The 19,690-nt window shown below is 69.4% G+C and carries 13 protein-coding genes; 2 read left to right on the top strand and 11 right to left on the bottom strand.

Translation table 11 applies throughout. The features are described 5' to 3' along the window. Positions 1 to 15: 15 nt before the first annotated feature. From ACFWNN_RS14880 to ACFWNN_RS14870, 3 genes are all read right to left on the bottom strand, one after another. Positions 16 to 438 (bottom strand): roadblock/LC7 domain-containing protein, encoded by a 423-nt coding sequence (locus ACFWNN_RS14880; RefSeq protein WP_065917166.1) that lies wholly within the window; start codon positions 436 to 438, stop codon positions 16 to 18. After that, entirely contained in the window at positions 435 to 3,140 is a 2,706-nt protein-coding gene (locus ACFWNN_RS14875; RefSeq protein WP_382440440.1) for a nitrate- and nitrite sensing domain-containing protein, read from the bottom strand. The genes ACFWNN_RS14880 and ACFWNN_RS14875 overlap by 4 nt, the downstream gene beginning before the upstream one ends. Before the next feature lie 297 nt (positions 3,141 to 3,437). Beyond that, entirely contained in the window at positions 3,438 to 4,454 is a 1,017-nt protein-coding gene (locus ACFWNN_RS14870; protein ID WP_382440439.1) for an ABC transporter substrate-binding protein, read from the bottom strand. A gap of 179 nt (positions 4,455 to 4,633) precedes the next feature. On the opposite strand from ACFWNN_RS14870, the gene ACFWNN_RS14865 reads away from it, so the two are divergent. Then, positions 4,634 to 5,803, top strand: coding sequence for a 4-hydroxybenzoate 3-monooxygenase (locus ACFWNN_RS14865; RefSeq protein WP_382440438.1), 1,170 nt, complete (start codon positions 4,634 to 4,636; stop codon positions 5,801 to 5,803). 177 nt (positions 5,804 to 5,980) lie between these two features. Next, on the top strand, positions 5,981 to 6,697 hold the full coding sequence (locus ACFWNN_RS14860) for an IniB N-terminal domain-containing protein (RefSeq protein ID WP_382440437.1): 717 nt from the start codon (positions 5,981 to 5,983) through the stop codon (positions 6,695 to 6,697). 179 nt (positions 6,698 to 6,876) lie between these two features. Here ACFWNN_RS14860 and ACFWNN_RS14855 read toward each other — a convergent pair whose 3' ends face one another. The 8 genes from ACFWNN_RS14855 to scpB form a co-directional block, all read right to left on the bottom strand. Continuing rightward, on the bottom strand, positions 6,877 to 7,677 hold the full coding sequence (locus tag ACFWNN_RS14855) for an ABC transporter ATP-binding protein (RefSeq protein WP_382440436.1): 801 nt from the start codon (positions 7,675 to 7,677) through the stop codon (positions 6,877 to 6,879). Then, positions 7,661 to 8,428 carry an ABC transporter permease gene (locus ACFWNN_RS14850; RefSeq protein WP_382440435.1) on the bottom strand — a complete coding sequence of 256 codons (768 nt, stop codon included), beginning with the start codon at positions 8,426 to 8,428 and terminating at the stop codon, positions 7,661 to 7,663. Before ACFWNN_RS14850 ends, ACFWNN_RS14855 begins: the two co-directional genes overlap by 17 nt. Next, entirely contained in the window at positions 8,425 to 9,003 is a 579-nt protein-coding gene (locus ACFWNN_RS14845) for an ABC transporter permease (RefSeq protein WP_382440434.1), read from the bottom strand. The genes ACFWNN_RS14850 and ACFWNN_RS14845 overlap by 4 nt, the downstream gene beginning before the upstream one ends. 245 nt (positions 9,004 to 9,248) lie before the next feature. Then, a complete protein-coding gene (locus ACFWNN_RS14840) occupies positions 9,249 to 11,999 on the bottom strand; it encodes a helix-turn-helix domain-containing protein (RefSeq protein WP_382440433.1) in 2,751 nt (916 codons plus the stop codon). Positions 12,000 to 12,114: 115 nt separating this feature from the next. Further along, complete coding sequence (locus tag ACFWNN_RS14835) at positions 12,115 to 14,829, bottom strand: helix-turn-helix domain-containing protein (RefSeq protein WP_382440432.1); 2,715 nt, start codon at positions 14,827 to 14,829, stop codon at positions 12,115 to 12,117. Positions 14,830 to 15,006: 177 nt separating this feature from the next. Continuing rightward, positions 15,007 to 17,724 carry a helix-turn-helix domain-containing protein gene (locus ACFWNN_RS14830; RefSeq protein WP_382440431.1) on the bottom strand — a complete coding sequence of 906 codons (2,718 nt, stop codon included), beginning with the start codon at positions 17,722 to 17,724 and terminating at the stop codon, positions 15,007 to 15,009. Between the two features lie 167 nt (positions 17,725 to 17,891). Further along, positions 17,892 to 18,626 carry a pseudouridine synthase gene (locus tag ACFWNN_RS14825; RefSeq protein WP_382440430.1) on the bottom strand — a complete coding sequence of 245 codons (735 nt, stop codon included), beginning with the start codon at positions 18,624 to 18,626 and terminating at the stop codon, positions 17,892 to 17,894. Continuing rightward, positions 18,619 to 19,500 (bottom strand): SMC-Scp complex subunit ScpB, encoded by an 882-nt coding sequence (gene scpB, locus ACFWNN_RS14820; protein ID WP_382440700.1) that lies wholly within the window; start codon positions 19,498 to 19,500, stop codon positions 18,619 to 18,621. Before scpB ends, ACFWNN_RS14825 begins: the two co-directional genes overlap by 8 nt. Between the last annotated feature and the right edge of the window lie 190 nt (positions 19,501 to 19,690).

Here is a 19,690-nt window from a genome sequence, read left to right as displayed (position 1 = left end):
TCTCTCTACTCGAACTCAGGCTCGCATGGACACGTGCAGCTGGGCGCGGATCTCCGGCGTGAGCTGGAGGCCGACCCGCTCCACCAGGCGGGTCATCGCGTAACCGATGAGCCCGATGTCGCAGTTGGGCGCGGCGAGCACGGCGAGGCACGACCCGTCGCTGATGGACATCAGGAAAAGATAGCCGCGTTCCATCTCCACGACGGTCTGTTTGACCTCACCCGCCTCGAAACAGCGGGCCGCGCCGAGGTTCAGCGAGACGAGACCCGACGAGACGGCGGCGAGCTGCTCGGCGCGGTCGTGCGGAAGCCGTTCCGACGTCGCGAGCAACAGGCCGTCCGCGGAGACGACGATCGCGTGTGCGACACCGGCAACCCTGCTGACGAAGTCCTCGACCAGCCAGCTGAAGTTGTCCAGTTCCTCAGTCGCGGTGGTCACTGGCGTTCCCTTTCTGCGATCACGGGGATGCCTCCGACGGCGGAGTCGAAGAGCGACTCACGGCCCATCTGGACGCCCTTCTGATACGTGGCGAACCGTGCGCGCAGCCTGTCGGCCGAACGGCCGGGGATGGCGGCTGCGGTGGCGAGCTGCGGTGCGGGAGACGACGGCTTCGGCAGCGATCCGGGGACCAGCCGCGCCTGGGGGACGCGCTTGGGCAGACCGTTCTCCGTCGTCGTGGCGGGTGCGTTCTTGTCGAGCGCGCCCGCTGCCTTCCAGCCTTCGTCCGCGGCTCCCCAGTCGGAGTCCGCGTAGTCGGCGACCGCACGCGGCACCGCCGTTGGTGCCTCGATCTTCGCGGTCTCCGCCGAACGCTGCCGCTTGGGCAGGCCGTTCACGGTGGAGGGCTCCGCGTCGTCCTCGTCGTGCTGGGCGCGCACCGGCTCCGCTGACGGTACGTCCCTTGTGGAGGGTTCCGGCGCCGAGGGGGTCTGGAACCACCTCGACAGGTCGTCGTGCGAGATCAGCGGCTCGTCGACGATGGCGGGGAAGATCTCCGTGGCCGGGTCGGCGGAGCGCTGGGCCGGGGGCTGCGACGGGGGCTCGTAGGTGTAGCCCTCCTCCGCGGCGTCCTCGGTCGCCTCGATCCGCGCCGTGAACAGGCCGTCCGCGGACGTCTGCTCGATGCGGTGCCGGCCCGAGTTGTCGTCCGCCGAGGCGGGCGACGGCATCAGAGCGGGCTGCTCCGGAGTCCACTTCGGAACGCCGGACAACGCCTCGCCCGCGCTGGTGGACTCGATCGCGGCCTGCTGCGGGGCGGCCGGCAACGGCAGTGCCGGTGCGGGTCCCTTGTGCAGCAACGAGATCGGCAGGATCACCTGCGCGGTGACGCCACCCTCTATGTCGTCGTTGTTCGCCAGCGTCACGCGGATCTCGTGGCGCTTGGCGAGCTGACCGACCACGTACAGGCCCATCTCGCGGGCCACCGAGACGTCGACCTCCGGCGGCTCGGCGAGCTTCGCGTTGAACTCGACGACCTCGTGCTCCTGCATGCCGACACCGCGGTCGTGGATGCGGATCGCGACTTCGCCCTTGCGGGTCTCTATCGTCCGCACCGTGACCTTGGTGCTGGGCTTGGAGAACGCGGTCGCGTTGTCCAGCAGCTCGGCGACGAGGTGCGCGAGGTCGTTGACCACGCGGCCCTGCACCATGAGCTCCGGCGTCGGCGCGATCTGCACGCGTGCGTACTTCTCGACCTCGGACACCGCGGCGCCGAGGACCTCGGCGATGGCGACCGGGCGGGTGACGCGGCGGTTGACCGTGGTGCCCGAGAGCACCAGCAGGTTCTCGCTGTTGCGGCGCATCTGCGTCGCGAGGTGGTCGAGCTCGAACAGCGACGCGAGGTGGTCGGGGTCCTGCTCGTCCTGCTCCAGCCGGTCGATCACGCTGATCTGACGTTCCACCAACGCCTGCGAGCGCCGCGACAGGTTGATGAACATGTCGTTGACGTTCGCGCGCAGTGCCACCTGCTCGACGGCGAGGCGGACCGCTTCGCGTTGCACGAGGTCGAACGCCCGCGCGACCTGCCCGACCTCTTCGGTCGTGTTGATCGGCACGGGGACGATCGCCTCTTCGGCGGCGCGTTCCGGCTCGCGGTGCGACCGGATTCGCTTGATGGCCTCGGGCAGCTGGTTGCGCGCCACGTCGAGGGCGCTGCGCCGAAGAACGCGCAGCGGCCGCAGCATGGACTGCGCGACCATCGCCATGAGACCGAACGCGATCAGCAGCGAGATGGCGACCAGGGCCGCGTCTCGCCACGCGTCCGAGCGCGCGGTCGACTGCAACCGCACGGTCGTCGCGTCCGCCTGGCCCTCCAGGTCGGCCGCGACCTCGCGAACGAGGTTCGCGGTGTCCTGGCCGATCTTCAGCACCTCGGCGTCGGTGATGGTCACCGCTTCGCGTTCGAAGTCCTGCGCCAGCGCCAGGCGCACGAGCCGGTTGCGACCGTCCACGGACGAACCGGACACGATGTCCTGGAACTTCTGCCTGTTCTCCGCCGACGCCGCGTCGTTGAACTCGCCGAACGCGGCGTCCAGACGGGACTGCGCGGCACGCAGCTCGTCGGCGGCACCGGGTGCGAAGCTCCGGCGCAGCGCGGTGGACGTCAGGATCGCGTTCTGCTGGCCCAGCTGCTCCTGCGCGCTGTAGAGGGCCTGCGCCGCGGACACCAGCGGAACGATCTCCGGCTCGCTGAGACTGGAGATCGCGGCGCGGTGCACCGTGGTCAACGACGCGATGATCTGGTTGTACGCACTGATCACCGCGACGTCGGGGTACTTCGTGCTCAGCAACGTCACGCGCAAGCTCGCCAGTCCGTCGAGGGACTGGAGCGACTTCGTGAACGTGTCCTGAAGGGGCGCGCTCAAGGCCGAAGCCGTCGCGCCCGAGTCTCGGTACTTGCCGAGTTCAACATCGGTGAGGCCCGTCCGGGCGGCGTGCTCGGGGCACGCGTTCTGCCTGCCCGCGGCCACACACTGCACTGCCCAGTCACGTTCGACCTGTAGAGCGTTCTCCACCTTCGCAGCCTGGTGGCTCACGGCGAGTTCGCGCTGGACGCTGCCGAAGAGTTCGACGTCGTCGAGCTGGGTGTTCAGCCTCAGGCCCGCGAGAGTCGCGGTGCTCAGGGCCGGAACTAGCAACACCACTGCGAGCTTGCTCCGCAGCCGCCAGTTGCGTAGGCGAAACCGGTCGATGCCTCGCTGGTCCTCACGACCGCGCACCGTCAACACTCCCCGCCCCGTTTAATAGCAGCAAACCTGGTGGATCTTGGAGTAAAACGCGCTGTTCTCATACCGCCGTTCGGACGACAAAACGTTGGTTCGAGAATCAACAACTTTGACCAGCGCGGCTAAACGGCCCTCCGCCGATAATTCATCTGGAGGAAACGGCAGCGCGGGTGACCGTGATCACGGCCTGATCACAGTCACCCGCGCTGTTCGTCAACTACCGGAGGGCTGGATGAGCATCGGCTTGACGTCGAGCTCCTTGTCCAGCATCTGGTACCGCTGCATCAGCTGGACGACCCGCTGGAGCCGCGTCGCGTCGAGCGTCGTCGGGAACGCGCCGAAGTGGACGAGACCTGCGGTTTCCTTGTCGACCTTGGCGTACTCGACGAGCAGCGGCTCGACCGTGGGACGGTCGGTCGCGGCGGCCTGGCCCTTGGCCATCGCGCGCTGGAAGGCGGCGACGGTCTTGGGGTTCTCCTTCGCGAAGGCACCGGTGGTGGCGTAGCCCGCGATCGGGATGTTGTCGGTCGGGCCGGACGCCGCGTCCAGCACCTTGATCTGACCGGCGGCGCGCTGCGCGCGGGTGATGAACGGCTCGACCATGAAGGCCGCGTCAACGGTCTTGTTCTGGACCGCCGCCTGCATGTCCGGGAACGGCATCTCCTTGAACTTGACCGTGCTCACGTCCACGTTCGCGGCCTCGAGCGTGGCCTTCGCGGTGAGCTCCGCGATGTTCTTGAACGTGTTGATCGCGATGGTCTTGCCGGCGAGGTCGGCAGGACTCTTGATGGCCGAGTCCCCGTTCGCCAAGATCAGGAACATGTCGGGTTTCGCCTGGTAGCCGTCGGAGATGAGCTTGATTCCGTCGACCGACTTGGCGGTGTCCTTCGCCTGGGCCGCGAAGAACGAGACCCAGTTGCCGAACGTGAAGTCCAGCTCCTTGCTGACCAGCCCGGGGATGGCCGCGGCGCCACCCTGGATGACCTTCAGGTCGACCTCGAGGCCTTCGGCCTTGAAGAATCCCTGCTTGATCGCTACGTGAACGGACGCCACGTCGAGAATCGGCAGAACACCGAGGGTGATCTTGGCCTTCTCGACCGGACCGCCGCTGTTCGCGTCGGACGCGGGCGCCTGTTCCTTGCCGCCCAGAGCACCACAGCTCGCCACTGTGGCGAGCAGCGTGGCGAGGGCGATGCCACGGATGGTGATGCGGCGGACTCTTCGAGTCATCGGGAGCACTCTCCTGTCGGAGCGGTGTCGTCATTGCGGGGGGATGAGCCGCGCCGGTCAACCACTCAGAGTAATGATGCTGCTCCAAAAGACCCCAGTTGACCGACACGAGCAGGTTCCAGTCCACTACCTGCGGTGAGCATCTAAGCACAGCTGGTCTAGGGCTAGGAGAACCCCAAGTGAAGCGTCCCGTGACCGTTGTCGGTGCAGGGCCGGCCGGTCTGACCTTGGCAAACCTGATCCAGCAGTCAGGTATCGACTGCGTTGTGCTCGAAAAGGCTAGTCGCACCCATGTGGAAACCCGGCCACGCGCGGGAGTCCTGGAGCACCGCTCCGTGACCATGTTGGAGTCACTCGGTCTGGCAGATCGTTTGCTGATGGAAGCAGACCGTCACGGAACGTGTGAATTCCGCGTCAACGGCCAGTCCTTCCAGGTGTCCTACAGCGACCTGTATGGGGGGCGCGAACACTACGTCTACCCCCAGCAGGAAGTGGTCAAGGACCTCATCGGGGGATTTCTGGCCCGAGGGGGTGACATCCGGTTCGAGGTCAGCGACGTGGAGTTGGCCGATCTGACCTCGTCCACCCCGACGGTGGCCTTCACCAGCGCGGACGGCACCCGCGAAACCATCACGAGCGACTTCGTGGCGGGGTGCGACGGCTTCCACGGGGTGAGCCGGCCGTCCATTCCTGTGGGAGCGCTCTCAGAATTTACCCACCAACACGGCATCGAGTGGCTCGCCATTCTCGCGGAGGCCCCTCCGTCGACTAAAGCCATCATTTACGCATTGCACGAGGATGGATTCGCCGGCCACATGTTGCGGTCGCCCACGGTGTCCCGCTTCTACCTTCAGGTGCCGGTTGGAACTAAAGCTTCGGATTGGTCCGACGAACAGGTCTGGGAAGCGCTCCACAAACGCTTCGCACTGCACAACTCGACCTGGGCGCTGAACGAGGGAAAGATCATCGAGAAGCGCGTGCTGGACATGCGCAGCCACGTGGTGGAGCCGATGTCGTACGGCCGGCTGTACCTGCTGGGTGACGCAGCACACATCATCACCCCGGTCGGCGCCAAGGGCATGAACCTCGCCATGAACGACGCCGCAACGTTCGGACGTGCACTTATCGACTTCTACGCCACCGGATCCGAGACCGGGCTGAAGACCTACTCCGAGGACTGCCTCCACCGCGTCTGGCGGGCCCAGGAGTTCTCGCAGTGGATGGTGAACATGATCCACACCGATGTCAGCTCGCCGTTCTTCGGACGGTTGGCGCAGGCGAGACTGGAGCACCTGGCCGAGTCCCCCGCCTACCGCGCGACCTTCGCGGAGAACTACGTAGGTCCATGAGGGTGAAAAATCGACCCTGTGGGGTGAAATCCCCGCTCCCCTAACGGGTGAGACAGATCCCCTAGGGACATCGCAGGGTCACGGTTTGGGGCCAACTCCCGATGCAGGGGGATGTCGTTCATCCATACGGTTCATCACGACATCCCCCGATCGATCTACACAGGAGCTTGAGTTTCCATGAGCACCCAGACGCTGCACGACTTCACTCTCAACCTGCTCGGCGACCTGGACGCTCGTGAGGCGTTCCAGCTCGACCCGGAAGGCGCCCTGGAGGCGGCCGGCCTGGGTGACATCTCCCCCGTCGACGTGCAGGAGATCCTGCCGCTGGTGCTCGACAGCGCGTCCGTCGTGAAGATCGACGCCATCGACAAGGTCCTGGTCGAGGCCGGTGACCTCACCGCCGTCGACAGCCTCAAGCTCATCACGGGCAACATCGAGGGCGTCACGCACATCACCGACGTCGCCGGCGTCTCCGGCGTCACCGCGCTGGTCACGGACCTCGACGGCCTCGGCGGCATCACCGACGTCGTGGCCGGCAACGACGTCGTCTCCAAGGTCACCGACGTCGTGGACGTCAAGAACGTCACCGACGTGTCCCACGTGGTCGGCGACCTCGACGCCGACGTGCTCGTGAAGGACGTCGTGGACTCCGACGTGCTGGTCAAGGACGTCATCGGCGCCACCGACGTCGACGTCAAGGACGTCCTCGACGTGACCGACAACCTCACCGGCGACCTGACCGGTGACGTCACCGGCAACATCGTCCAGGACGTCGCTCAGGTCGGCGACGTGCACACCGACCTCGGCCAGGTCATCGGCGACGTGAAGCTCGGCGACATCGACCTGCTCGACGGCGGCATCGGTAACGGCAACGACTTCGACCTGCACCTGTAAAGAGCCACACCAGGGGACCTCGAACGGACGCTCAGAGCCCTGCCCCCGGGCTTGTGCGTCCGCCTCCCCACAACAGCGCTGACAACCTCCCGCCGGCGCTGAGAACAACACTGAGGGCCCCGACCGCGACGGTCGGGGCCCTCAGTGTTTTCCGAACTGGTAAAGCTTTCAGGCTTCTGTCAGGACGAGACGGTCTCGCTCAGCGACTCGCGCTCCGCCGCCGCCCACTTGTCGACGTCCATCGCGGGCTTGCCGCCCACGTTCAGCAGCCGGGCCACCTTCGACCGGAGCTCCACGAACTTCTCGTCGGTGCGCGTGGTGACCTGGTCGCGGTCCGCCGGCAGCGGCACCTCCAGGTTCGCCACCAGCCGCGCGGGCGAGGTGGACAGGACCAGGATGCGGTCGCCGAGGTACACGGACTCGTCGATGTCGTGCGTGACGACGAGGACGGTCGTGTCGTGTTCACGGCGCACGCGCAGCAACAGGTCCTCCAGCTCGAAGCGGGTCTGCGCGTCCACGGAGGCGAACGGCTCGTCCATCAACAGCAACGCCGGGCGGTAGGCCAGAGCGCGCGCGATCGCCACACGCTGTTGCATGCCACCGGAAAGCTGCCACGGGCGCTTCTTGGCCGCGGCGGACAGTCCCACCCAGTCCAGTGCCTCGGCCGCGCGCTTGCGGCGCTCGGCGCGGGGCAGGGACCGCAGCGGGAACTCGACGTTGCCCTGCACCGTGAGCCACGGGAACAGGGAGCGCTGGTAGTCCTGGAACACCACCGCGAGGTGGGAGCCGTTCAGGGTCACGTCGCCGCGGGACGGCTTGATGAGTCCCGAGATCGTGCGCAGCAGCGTGGACTTGCCGCAGCCGGAAGGTCCGACCACGCACACCAGCTCGCCGGCCCGCACGGTGAAGGTGAGGCCGCCGATGGCCTCGTAGTCGCCGTAGGTGTGGCCTAGGTCGGCCACCTCAAGCATGTTGCTCATCCCTGCTCCTCGGTTGCCATGCCAAAGCCCTGCGTTCCACCGCGAGCAACGCGGTGTTGAGTCCGTAGCCGAGGACGCCCAGCAAGACGATCCCGGCCCACATGCGCGTGTAGTCGAACTCGCGCTGCGCCACCATGAGTTGCGAACCGATGCCGTTGTCCGTGCCCACGAGCTCGGAGATGACCATCAGCACCAGGGAGAGCGACAACGACACCCGCAGTCCCGCGAAGATCTTCGGGGAGGCCGCGGGCAGCACGACTCCGAGAACCCACTGGTAGCGCGGGATCCGGAAGACGGCCGAAGTGTCCACTTTGGTCACGTCGACGGAACGGGCCCCGTCGACGCTGTTGAGCAGCACCGGCCAGATGACGCCGAAGATGATCGTGGCGAGCTGCATCGACGTGCCCGCCTTGAACAGCAGCAGGAACACCGGCACCAGCGCGGGCGGCGGGATCGAGCGCAGGAACACGAGCAACGGGCCCGCGTACTCCATCGCCCGGTCCGACCGGCCGAGCAGCAGCCCGAGCGCGACGCCGATGACCGACGCGATCGCCCAGCCCGACAGCAGTCTGCCGATGGACGGGAGGATGTGCTCGGTGACGTTCTCGGGTTCGAGGACCCACCACTCCCACGCGGCCGTCACGATCTCGGACGGCGGCGGGAAGAACGGGTCGTCGGCCCACATGCCGAAGGCCTGCCACACGACGATCAGGCCGGCGAACACGGTCCACCGTTGAAGGAACTTGTTCACCAGGCCACCCAACGCCGGCGGATGCGCTCCAGACCGCTGTTCAGCAGGACGCCGAGGGCGCCCGCGACCACGGTGCCGACCAGCACCTGGTCCATCCGGCCCGGTCCGCTGCGGGCCTCCATGATGAAGTAGCCGAGTCCGATCTGAGCGCCTGCCATGAGTTCCACGCTGACCATGACGATCAGAGCGGTGGTCGCGGCGAGCCTGATTCCGGTCAGGACGAACGGCAACGCGCTCGGCAGCGCGACCCGGAACAGCACGCCCACGCGTCCGGTGCCGAAAACCCGTGACGTCTCAACGAGCAGGGGGTCCAGTTCGTCGAGCGCGTAAATGGTGTTGAACAAGATCGGCCACAGCGCGGCGTAGACCGCGAGCGTGATCTTCGTTTCCGGGCCGAAGCCCAGCACCACGAGAGCGAGCGGAATCAGTGCCACAGAAGGGATCGGGCGGAGGAACTCGATCACGGCACGGGTCGCGTGCCGCACGGCGGGGACGCTGCCGAGCACGAGTCCACTCGGCACCGCGATGGCGATGGCGATCCCGATCGCGATCAGCACCGCCAAAACCGTTGCCACGACATGACTGATGAATTCGGGAGAAGTCAACTGCGTCACGAGCTCACCGATCACTGCGGACGGTGGCGGGAGCGCGTGAGCGGGGATGAGGGGGGAGCGCCCGAGAAGTTCCCAGAGCGCGAGGAACCCGGCTATGCCGATGAGTCCCCTTGTGAACGCACGCACTCGGTCACCCTAGAGAGTGGATCTCCAGTTCACAATGCGTGCACATGCAACTGCGCGTTGTTTCCCGCACAGGCGGCGGTTCAGCAGACTTCCACGCGCTCCACTTCGCCGAAGCTCTTCACCCATTCGGAGTCCGTGAGCCGGGCGCCGTCCTTGGCGTGGCACATCCGGTCGATGATCCGGGTCGTGTCGAGGTCGTACGGCAGCAGTTCTGGATCTTGACCGCCGCTGCGCACCAGGAAGTCGCGGTTCTGCGGCCGGTACACCGCGCGCATCGAGTTGCCGTGCCCGACGACGTACACGAGCCGGTCCGCCGGACGGTCGTTCGTGTAGAGCTGCTGGACCTCGAAGACGTTGTCCCGCACGACCGCCACCCGGCCGTCGTCGGAGAACGACACACGTGCACCCGCGCGCAACGCCGTGTCGAGCCGTGCGCGCAGCACGGGCGTGCCGCTCGGCACCCGTTGCCACACCTCGACGACCGACTCCGGCGCCGAGTGCTCGACGGCGAGCCAGCGCCCGTCCCCGCTGTAGGTGATGCCGCGGACGTAGACGTGCTGCGACAGCGCCGGTCCGGCGGACTCGACGGTGCCGCCGATGCGCCAGAACTCGATCGTCGTCACGCCACCGGCCGGGTCCCACGTGCCGGTCGCGAGCTCGCGGCCGTCCTGGCTGAGCGCCACGGTCTCCGGGTTGCGCACCGGCATCGGCAGCTTGCGAGGGCTGCGCGGGTCGCTCAGGTCGTAGAGCTCGGCGTGCTCGGACTCGTCCGGGGTCGGCAGCCCGATCTCGACGGCCTCGCCGACCTTGCCGACGAGCCGCGAGCCGTCCGGGCTGAGGTCGAGCGTGCGGAACCGCCGGGGCAGCGCGGTGAGGTAGCTGATGTCGCCCGCGTCGTTGACGGCCCACAGGTGCTCGTCGCCGTTGAAGTCGCGGGTGACGGCCCGGCGTTCGGCGAGCTTCACGACCCGGTGGCGTTCGGCGAACCGCTTGCCCGGCGTCGCCTTGTCCTCGTCGATCGACCACATCCGGTCGGTGCCGTCCTGGTCGGTCACGGCGGCCATGTCGCCGCGCGGGCCGACCAGCACGTCCGCGTCGTCCTTGGGCGTGCCGGTGAACGGGATGCCGCGCGCGACGGCGTTCGCGAGCCGCAGCACCTTCTCGGCCTCGGGCGACGGGCTGACCTCGTAGCCGACGAGCGCGTACTTGTCCGCGTACGGGCGGCGTTGCTCCAGCAGCGCCTCCGACTGCGACAACGCCTTGCCTCCGAGCGCGGTCGCGTTCATCTCGGTGATCTTGCGTTCGTTCGCGAGCGCGTAGACGACCGTGCCGGGCACGAGGGCGAGCAGCACGGCCATCACCGCGATCAACGCCGTCGAGCGGCGGTTCTCGCGTTTGGTGCTCATGTCGACGAACCGGCGTTCCCGCACGGTCAGGAACTCGCCGAGATCCTTGGCCTTGCGCAGCCGCACGCCCCGGTAGAGCGCCAGCGGGTCGCGGTCGCTCGCCTCCCACAGCTCGATGGCTGTGACGAGCTGCTGGTGCGTCCTGAGGTTCTCGCGGTCCTCGTCGATCCAGCCGGCGAGGCGGTGCCAGCGCAGCGCGGCGTCGTGGGCGAGCTCGGCGCCGTCCTCGGTGAGGGTGACCAGCCGGGCCTTCGCGAGGAGCTCCAGGAGGCTGCCAAGACCGGTGTCACCGTCCAGGTCGCGTCTGCGGTCGCCGCGTTGCGCGAGTCCGTTGCGCTGCACCGAGACCAGTCTCAGCAGGAGCTGACGGACCGCCTGCCGGTCGTCTTCGGCGAGGCCCTCGTAGAACGACTCGGCGGCCTGCGCGACGACGTGCTCGATGCCGCCGGACTCCTCGAAGCCCGCGAACGGCAGCGTCATGCCGCGCTTGCGCCGCCACGTCTCGACCAGCGCCTGCTGCACGAGCGGCAGCGCGTGCTGGTTCGCGGCGTCGGCCACGAGATGCGCGATGACCGCGGTCTCGACGGTGGCACCGATCTTGGCGGCGGGTTCGGTGATGGCCCGGCGCAGCTGGTCCGCGCTCATGGGCTCGATGACGATCTCGGTCGCGTCGAGGTTCTTCGCCCGCCAGCGGTGCTGGTGGTCGGCGCGGATCGCGAGCACGACGTGGGGGCAGCCGGTGACGGCCTTGAGGAAGTCCTCGGCGTCGAGCGCCCGTTCGGCGTCGTCGACCAGCAGGACGAGCTCGGGGCGGTGCTGGCGCAGCCGCAGCCGCAGGTGGTCGGGGTCGGCGCGGAACTCGGCGGCGAGTCCGTCGGCCGTGGTGTGTTCGAAGACCTCCGCGAGCGCCTCGGCGAGGTCGTGCAGCGGGTCGGCGCCGGGCGTGACCAGGACGGCGTCGTCGAGCGCCGGCAGCAGGCCCGCGCGCAGCAGTGAGGTGCGGCCCGACCCGGAGACGCCGAGCACGACGGTGAGGGGCTTGAGCTTGACCGACTCGACGACCTGTTCCACGAGGCACTCACGGCCGAAGAACCGCTTCTCGTCGTGCTCGGTGAACGGCTCGAGGCCGGGGTACGGAGCGTTCGGCTGCAACGGCTGGGTGTGCTCGGCGGCGAGCTCACGCCAACGGCGGGTCCACGGCGCGGGATCGGCCTCGCAGGCGCGCACGAACGCGAGCGTCAGGGCGAGCGAGGGCAGCTTCCGCCCACCGGCCGCGTCGGACAGCGCGGTCGGCGAGTAGTTCGCTCGCCTGGCCAGTTCGCGATAGCTCGGTTTGCCCGCCTGGTCACGCAGTCTGCGCAGGTCACCGGCGAACCGCAGCAACGCGGTGTCCTCCGGACCCAGCGGTCGTTCCCCTCGTGGCATGCCGCCTCCTGGCCGGATTGTCCACCAGAGGTTCGTCCGCCGTCTAACGGGCCGCTAATCGCTCACCACCCCGGCGTGCGCTTCGTGATCGTTCCACCTGCCCGGTGCTGGGGGTTCAGTCCGGACAGGGTGGCGTGAAGTCGAGTCCGGGGAAGAACCTGTCCCATTCCGCCCTGGTCATCCGGGGGTAGGCCTGCTCGCAGATGCGGGCGGCGGGGTCGCGCGGGTCGGCGTTCCACAGCCGCACGGCCCGGTCCGCACCCCCCGTCACCACCTCGTCACCGCGTGGGGTCAGGCCGACCGCGGTGACCGGTCCGGCGTGGCCGCGCAGCAGGGCCTGCTCCACCGGTTCGCCGCCGTCGACCACCCAGAGCCGCACGAGGCCGTCGTCGGTGGCGACCGCGGCCCTGCCCGCGCCGAGCCAGGCCGCGGTGACCTCGCCGCCGCCGGACGGGATCTCGGCGCGGCGCACCGGGTTGCGCGGGTCGGTCGTGTCCCAGAGGTGCACGGCCGCGCTCGCCGTGGTGATCAGGTCGTTGTGGCCCGCGAACTGGGCGCCGCCGGCGAACTCCCTGGTCAGCGACAGGAGCTTCACGTCACGCGGGTCCGTGACGTCGACCAGGTGCACGGCGCGGCCGGTGGTGACGGCGGCGAGGACGTGGCCGTCGGGGCGGAACGACAGCCCCGCGAGCGGGCCGAGGCCGAGCTGGGCCGTGGTGACGAGGCGGGCGCGCCCGAGGCGCAGGTCGGTCCAGAAGCTCAGCGCGCCGTCGTCGTCGGTCGTGACGAGGGTCGTGCCCTGCCAGGCGATCGCCTTGGCGCGGACGGGCAGCACGGTCAGCTCGCGCGGCCTGCCCAGTGACACGTCGACGACGTGGACAGCGCCGTCCTCGCCGACGCTAGCCACGAACCCTCCCGCCGGGTCCATCGCGAGCGCGGTCACGGCGCCGGTGTGCCGGGTCGCGTCGAGGGAGGTCCGCGGGGACGGCAGGTCGTTCAACGTCGTCAGCACGACCGTGCCGTCGCGGTGCCCGGTCACGACCTGCTGCTGGGTGGGGCCGACGACGAGCGCGGTGACGTCGGACTGGGCCTCCCTGAGCACCTGGGACGGCACGTCCTCCTGCCGGAGTCCGTTGCGCGCCTGGGGCAACGGCACGAGCCGGTACGCGGCGAGGGCGACCTGCTGGGCCAGTGCGGGGTTGGTGGACCTCAGGGAGTTCGCCTCCCCCACCGCTCTCAGCACGACGGCGGTGGCGCGTTGCTCGTCGGCGGTTCTGTTGGCCTGCAAGGCGAACGCCGTGGAACTGGCGGCGACGACCACGAGCGCGGCGAGGGCGGCGAGCAGCTGGCGGTGCCGGCGGGTGCGTCTTCGCGTGCTCAGCGAGACCTCTTCCTCCGCCGCTCTGCTCGCGGCGAGGAAGGCGCGCTCCCTGGCGTTGAGGGACAGTCCGTCCGGGACGTTCGCGAGGCGACGGCCGCGCAGCAACGCTCCCGCGTCCCGGTCGAGGGACTCCCAGGTGCGCGTGGCGTGCGTGATCTCGCGCTGTGCCTTGATGTTCTCGCGTTCCTGCTCCACCCAGCCCTGGAACTCGGGCCAGCCGCGGATCAACGCCTCGTGCGCGAGCTCCACGCCGTCGCGGTCGATCACGACGAGCCTCGCCGCCGCGAGGGCGAGGAGCACGTCGTCGTCTGCTTCGAGTTCGTCGTGCTGTGCGCGGCGTTTGGTGTCCTCCGCCGTGACGAGCCGCAGCAGGATTCGTTTGGCCTGGTGCCGTCCCTGCGGGGAAAGGGTGTCGAAGACCTCCTGCGCGGTGCGGGCGACGGCGTGGTCGAGGCCGCCGACCTCCTCGTAGCCCGCGAGGGTGAGCGTCATGCCGCGCCGGTGCTGCCAGGTCTGCGCGAGGGCGTGCGACAGCAGCGGGAGCACGGCGGCCTGGCCCACCGCGTCGGCCATGAGCCGTGCCAGCAGGGCGGTCTCGACCTTGGCGCCGACGGCCGCGGCGGGTTCGGTGATGGCGAGCCTGAGCTCGTCCGGGGTCATCGGGCCGAGCAGGAGGTGCGCGCCTTCGAGCGCCTCGACGAGGTCGGGGTACCGCGCGCAGTGGCCGTAGAAGTCGGCGCGCACCCCGATGACGACCTTGGTGCAGTGCAGGAGCGCGGTGATGAGCCACTGGCGGTGGTCCTCGTCGCGGCACAGCGTGAAGAGCTCCTCGAACTGGTCCACGACCACGAGGTGCGGGTGCTCCTCGGTGAGCCGCACCGGATCCGCGAGCTCGTCGGCGAGGTCGGCGGCCTCCCGGCCGGTGAGCCTCGCCAGGGCGAGCGCGCACTCCTCGACGGGGTTGGCGCCGGGCGTGAAGAGCAGGACGGGGTCGCGGGTGCGGGCGATCAGACCGGCGCGCAGCAACGACGACTTCCCCACCCCGGACGGGCCGAACACCCCGGTGAAGCGGTTCTTCGTGACGAGCAGCTCGGCCGTCAGCCGCTCACGCCCGAAGAACTTCGGTGCGTCGCCGGGCTGGAACATCGCGAGCCCGACGTACGGACTGTCGTTGGCCGCGTGGGGTTCCGACTCGACCACGGCGCGCCACCGCCGTGCCCACTCCTCCGGGTCGGCGTCGCAGGCCTTCGCGTACGCCTTCGTCACGGCGAGGCTCGGCAGCTTGCGCCCGCCCGCCGCCTCCGACAACGCCGCCGCCGAGTAGTGCGCCCGCCGGGACAGTTCCCGGTAGGTGGGGCTTCCCGCGCGTTCCCGCAGCCGGCGCAGATCCGCCGCGAACCGCAGGAGACCGCTCTCGCCCTCGTCGAGAGGGCGTTCCCGTCTCGGCATCCCGTCATTGTTCAGAGAACTTTGTTCAGCGGCCAACACATGACCGTGAACAACCCGTTCGCCCTAACGTGCTGGGCAGACACCTTTGAGCGGGGAAGACCCGGTGCTCGCGCCCCGAACCGGCGCCGGAGGTGGCCGTGGGTGGCCCGCGCATCGCGCCACCCACGGCTCACGAACTCAGCACACGGGCTTGCGGTCGATGCCCGGGAAGTACTGCTCCCACTCCTTGTCGGACAGTTCGGCGCCACCGAGGCAGAGTTCCTTCGCGACCTGTTCGGGGTCGAGGCGCAGCTGCCAGATGACGTTGTCCGTCGTCATCGCCGCGAACCCCTGCTGCCACGAGAAGACCGTCTTCACGTCGGTGGTGAAGTTGTCGAAGGCCGCGAGCCTGCGCGGGGCGTCACGCCGCCCGATGTCCCAGACGTTCACCGTCTGCGCCGTGCCGAGCACGACCTGACGGCCGTCCGGCGAGAACTTGGTCATCGGCACCTGGTTGTGGGCGAGCTGGTCCCGAAGCTCCGCCCAGCGCACCGGGTTCGCCGGATCGGAGACGTCCCACACGGTCGTCGTCGCGCTGGTCGGGGTGGCCATCAACAGCAGGCGGCCGTCCGGGCTGAACCGCGGTCCCGCCAGGGCGAGCGGGGAGGCGAAGCCGCCCGCGCGGTGGAGCTCCGAGCCGTCGAACCTCCAGAGCTCGACGCCCGCGCCGTCCCGTCGTTCCACCGCGAGCACCTCGCCGTTCGGGGAGAACCGCAGGGAGTGGACCTCTCCCTCGCCGGGCAGCTCGATCTCCTCGACGTGACCGGACCCGTCGTGCACCCAGACCCGCGGTGCCGCGTCGTCGTCCTCGTACTCCATCCCGGCGATGACGTCGACGCCGTTCCTCGTGGCGACCGAGGAGTCGGCGTGCGCCGGGAGGTCGGCGAGCCGCTCCACCTCGCCGGTGGGCGCGATGTCGTAGAGGCCGAACCGGGACCGGGTCTCGGGCACCACCGCGCGGCGGTCGTCGTCGCTGATCACGACCGGGACGGTCGGCAGGGAGCCGACGAACCTGTCCGTCTCGACGTCCCAGAGCACCGAGTCCTCGCCCTCGCCCTCGGCCAGGAAGTACCTGCCGCCGTTGGCCTTCGCGGCGATCTGGCGGTTGCCCGGCCGGAACTGCTTCTGGTGGAGGGCGGCGTCGGCGCCGAGGAGCAGGTCGCGGCTCGAGTCGGTGGGCGCCACCCGGTGCACGGCGAGGGCGAGGCGCGCGGCACGTCCGTTGTCCATCGGCAGCCGGGCGAGCCAGCGCGCCTCGGTGGCGGCGTTGCCGGCGATCGCGAGGTCGCGCTGGTCGGCGGCCTCGTCCGCCTTGCGATTCGCGAACACGACCGTGCCGGCGAGGAGCAGCACCAGGACCGCGAGGACCGCGGTGGTCGCGCGGGCCCGTCTGGTTCTGCGGCGGCCTTCTGCCTGGCTCTGTTCGAGGAACGCCGTCTCCTGCTCGGTCAGGTCGCCGGGGTCGAGCTCGGTGGCCTGGGCGAGTCGGGCGCCCTGGTAGAGGACGTCGCGGTCGCCGTCCCAGTTCCTGGCGGCCTCGGTGAGGCGGTGGTGCACGCGCAGGGTCTCGCGGTCCTCGGCGATCCAGTCGCGCAGCCTCGGCCAGGAGCGGATGAGCGCCTCGTGGGTGAGTTCGGCGTGCTGCTCGGTGAGCGTGACCAGGCGGGCGGTGGCGAGACGTTCGAGCACGTCGGCGTCGAGGTCCTCGCGGTTCGCGCGGCGCTTGGTGTCCTCGGTGCCTTCGCCCAACGCGATCAGGCGCAGGAACGTCTTCCTGGTCGTGCGCTGCTGTTCTTCGCTCAGGTGCCCGTAGACGGCCTCCGCCGTGCGGGCGATGGCGTGTTCCACGCCGCCCGCTTCCTCGTAGCCGACGAGCGAGAGCGTCATCCCCCGGCGGCGGTGCCACGTCTCGACGAGTGCGTGCTGGACGAGCGGGAGGGCGGCGGCCTGGCCCGCGACGTCCGCCACCAGCCTCGTGACCAGGGCGGACTCGACGGTGGCGCCGACGTGCTGGGCGGGTTCGACGATGGCGCGGCGGAGCTCGTCGGTGGTCAGCGGTCCGACCAGGACCTGGGCGCCTTCGAGAGCCTCGACGAGTTCGGGGTGGCGGCCGACGTGGCCGTAGAAGTCGGCGCGGACGCCGATGACCACGTGCGGGGCCTGGGTGAGGGCCTGCACGAACCAGTCGCGTTGCTCGGGGCTCGCCAGCGTGAAGACCTCCTCGAACTGGTCGATGACCAGGACAAGGTGCTCGTCGTGCTGCCTGATGATGAGGTCGAGCGCTCGCGGGTCTTCGAGCTCGGCGCGCAGGACGACGGCGGAGTGGCCGGTGAGCTGGGCCAGCCGGACCGCGCACTCGTCCTTCGGTCGCGGGCCGGGGGTGAAGATCAGCGCTTGGCCGAGGTTCGGCAGCAGGCCCGCCCGGATGAGCGACGACTTGCCGGAGCCGCTCGCGCCGAAGACCCCGACGAACGGGCGGGCGTGCGTGAGTTCCGTGAGCTTCGCGGTGAGCTTCTCGCGGCCGTGGAACCTCGCCGCGTCTTCCTGCTGGAACGCCTTGAGGCCGACGTACGGGGGCTCCGCGGTCGGTTCCGGCGGGGCGGCGATGGCACGCCACCGCTGTTCCCACTCCGTCTCGTCGCCCCCGCAGGCCTTCGCGTAGGCGAGCGTGACGGCGAGACTCGGCAGCTTCTTGCCGCCGGCGGCGTCCGAGAGCGTCGCCGCCGAGTAATGCGCGCGTGAAGCGAGCTCGCGATAGGACGGTGTGCCCGCCTTCTCGCGCAGTTTCCTCAGGTCCGCCGCGAACCGGCCGAGTTCGGTGTCCTCACTGGCCAGCGGGCTTTCAGTACGTGGCATCTCGATCTCCCCCAGAGACCGATTGTCTACACGTTGATGTTCACTGCGCACTTCCGACCCCTTACAACGTCGTCGCCGTAGCGTTCTCGTCGCAAGGTGAACGGGGGTTCACCGCAGGTCGCCCCTCCGGCTCTGGGGGCCGGAGGGGCGAGCGGTTCAGTACTCGGTCACATGCCGACGAGCTTGTACAGCCCGCCGACCTCCTGGCGGTTCAGCACCCGCATCGAGCCGGGACGCTGGTTGCCGAGCGACACGTCACCGACCGCGACGCGCACGAGCGACTGCACCGGGTACCCGGCCGTCTCCATCAGGCGGCGGACGATGTGCTTGCGGCCCTCGTGCAGCACGATCTCGACCAGCGCCTTGCCCGGCACCGCGCTGATGAGCTTGAAGGAGTCGACCTTGACCGGCCCGTCCTCCAGCTCGATGCCCGCCTTGAGCTTCTTGTTGAGGCCCTTCTCGACCGGCCCCGGCACCTCGGCGAGGTACGTCTTCTTGACGTTGTAGCTGGGGTGCATCAGCCGGTGCGCGAGCTCACCGTCGTTCGTGAGCAGCAACAGCCCCTCGGTCTCGGCGTCCAGCCGGCCGACGTGGAACAGCCGCTCCTTGCGGTTGCGCACCAGATCGCCGACGCACGGCCGCCCGAGGTCGTCCTCCATCGTGGACAACATCCCGAACGGCTTGTTGAGCGCGATCGTCACGACGTCCTCGCGGATCTGCACCCGCACCCCGTCGACGTGCACGACGGCCGTCTCGGGGTCGATGCGCCGCCCCTGCTCCTTGACGACCTTGCCGTCGACCTGCACCCGCCCCTGGTCGATCAGCTCCTCCGAAGCACGGCGCGAGGCGATCCCCGCCTGCGCGAGCACCTTCTGCAGGCGCACGCCCTCGTTCTCAGACATCGTCGATCGCATCCACTTCGGGCAGGAGCGGAGCAATCGGCGGCAGGTCGCGCAGTGACGACAGCCCCAACCGCTCCAGGAACAGTTCGGTCGTGCGGTACAGGATCCCACCAGTGTCGCTGTCGGTGCCCGTCTCCTCGATGAGCCCCCTCGCGACAAGGGTCCGGATCACACCGTCCACGTTGACGCCGCGAACCGCCGCGATCCGCGCCCGCGTCACAGGCTGCCGGTAGGCGATCACCGCGAGCGTCTCCAGGGCAGCGCGGGTGAGTTTCGCGCGCTGGCCGTCGAGCAACAGCTTCTCCACGAACGGGGCGAACCGGTCCCGCGTGTAGAACCGCCAGCCGTCCCCCGCCCGACGCAGATCAATGCCGCTGCCGGACTCGGTGTACCGGTGGGAAAGTGTACGGAGTGCCTGCTTGATTCGCTTAACCGGCTGTTCGAGGGCACTGCTGAGCTGGTCCTCGGCGATCGGGCTGTCCACCACGAGCAGCACCGACTCGAGCGCGGCCTCGAAGGTGGCGTCGTCGGTGAGGTCGGGCAGGCCGCTGTCCTCGATGGCCTCTTCGGGGGCGACGGCGAGCAGCTGCGCCTCGAGGGCGGCGGCGTCCCCGGAGTCGGCGGAGTCGGGCTCCGGCTCGGGCTCGCCGGCAGGGTCAGCGGCGGGCTCCGGGGCCGGTTCGGGGGTGGGCGCAGGCTCGGCGGGCTTGGCTTTGGCCTTGGCGGCGCGGGCCTTCTTGGCGGGCTGGGGTTCCGCGGCGGGCTCGGCCAGCACGACCGCCGCGGGGGCGGCGTCGTCGAGGGCGGCGTCCGCGGGCTGCTCGTCCGTTTCCGGCGCGGCGGTCACCTCAGGTGCGGCGCCGGACTCCTCCAGCACGACGGCGGCCGGTGCGGCGTCGTCGAGGGCGGCGTCCGCAAGGGCGGCGTCCGGCGCGGGGTCGCCGAGGGCGGCGCCAGCAAGAGCGGCGGCCGGCGTGGCTGCCGCGTTGTCCACAGGCTCGACCTCTGACGTGCCGTTTTCGTCGGTGCCGGTCGATAGACTGGAGCCGGGGGGCGGAGCCGTC

The sequence above is a fragment of the Lentzea sp. NPDC058450 genome (genome assembly GCF_042721395.1).
Classification (GTDB): Bacteria; Actinomycetota; Actinomycetes; order Mycobacteriales; family Pseudonocardiaceae; genus Lentzea.
The sequence above is the reverse complement of the archived record's forward strand: the minus strand, read 5'-3'. Positions and strand labels throughout refer to the sequence as shown.

Excerpts from the sequence above, each read along its gene's own strand:
- ACFWNN_RS14855 (WP_382440436.1), bottom strand. The coding sequence starts at position 7,677 with ATGAGCAACATGCTTGAGGTGGCCGACCTAGGCCACACCTACGGCGAC.
- ACFWNN_RS14840 (WP_382440433.1), bottom strand. The coding sequence starts at position 11,999 with ATGCCACGAGGGGAACGACCGCTGGGTCCGGAGGACACCGCGTTGCTG.
- ACFWNN_RS14870 (WP_382440439.1), bottom strand. The coding sequence starts at position 4,454 with ATGACTCGAAGAGTCCGCCGCATCACCATCCGTGGCATCGCCCTCGCC.
- ACFWNN_RS14830 (WP_382440431.1), bottom strand. The coding sequence starts at position 17,724 with ATGCCACGTACTGAAAGCCCGCTGGCCAGTGAGGACACCGAACTCGGC.
- ACFWNN_RS14835 (WP_382440432.1), bottom strand. The coding sequence starts at position 14,829 with ATGCCGAGACGGGAACGCCCTCTCGACGAGGGCGAGAGCGGTCTCCTG.
- ACFWNN_RS14825 (WP_382440430.1), bottom strand. The coding sequence starts at position 18,626 with ATGTCTGAGAACGAGGGCGTGCGCCTGCAGAAGGTGCTCGCGCAGGCG.
- ACFWNN_RS14860 (WP_382440437.1), top strand. The coding sequence starts at position 5,981 with ATGAGCACCCAGACGCTGCACGACTTCACTCTCAACCTGCTCGGCGAC.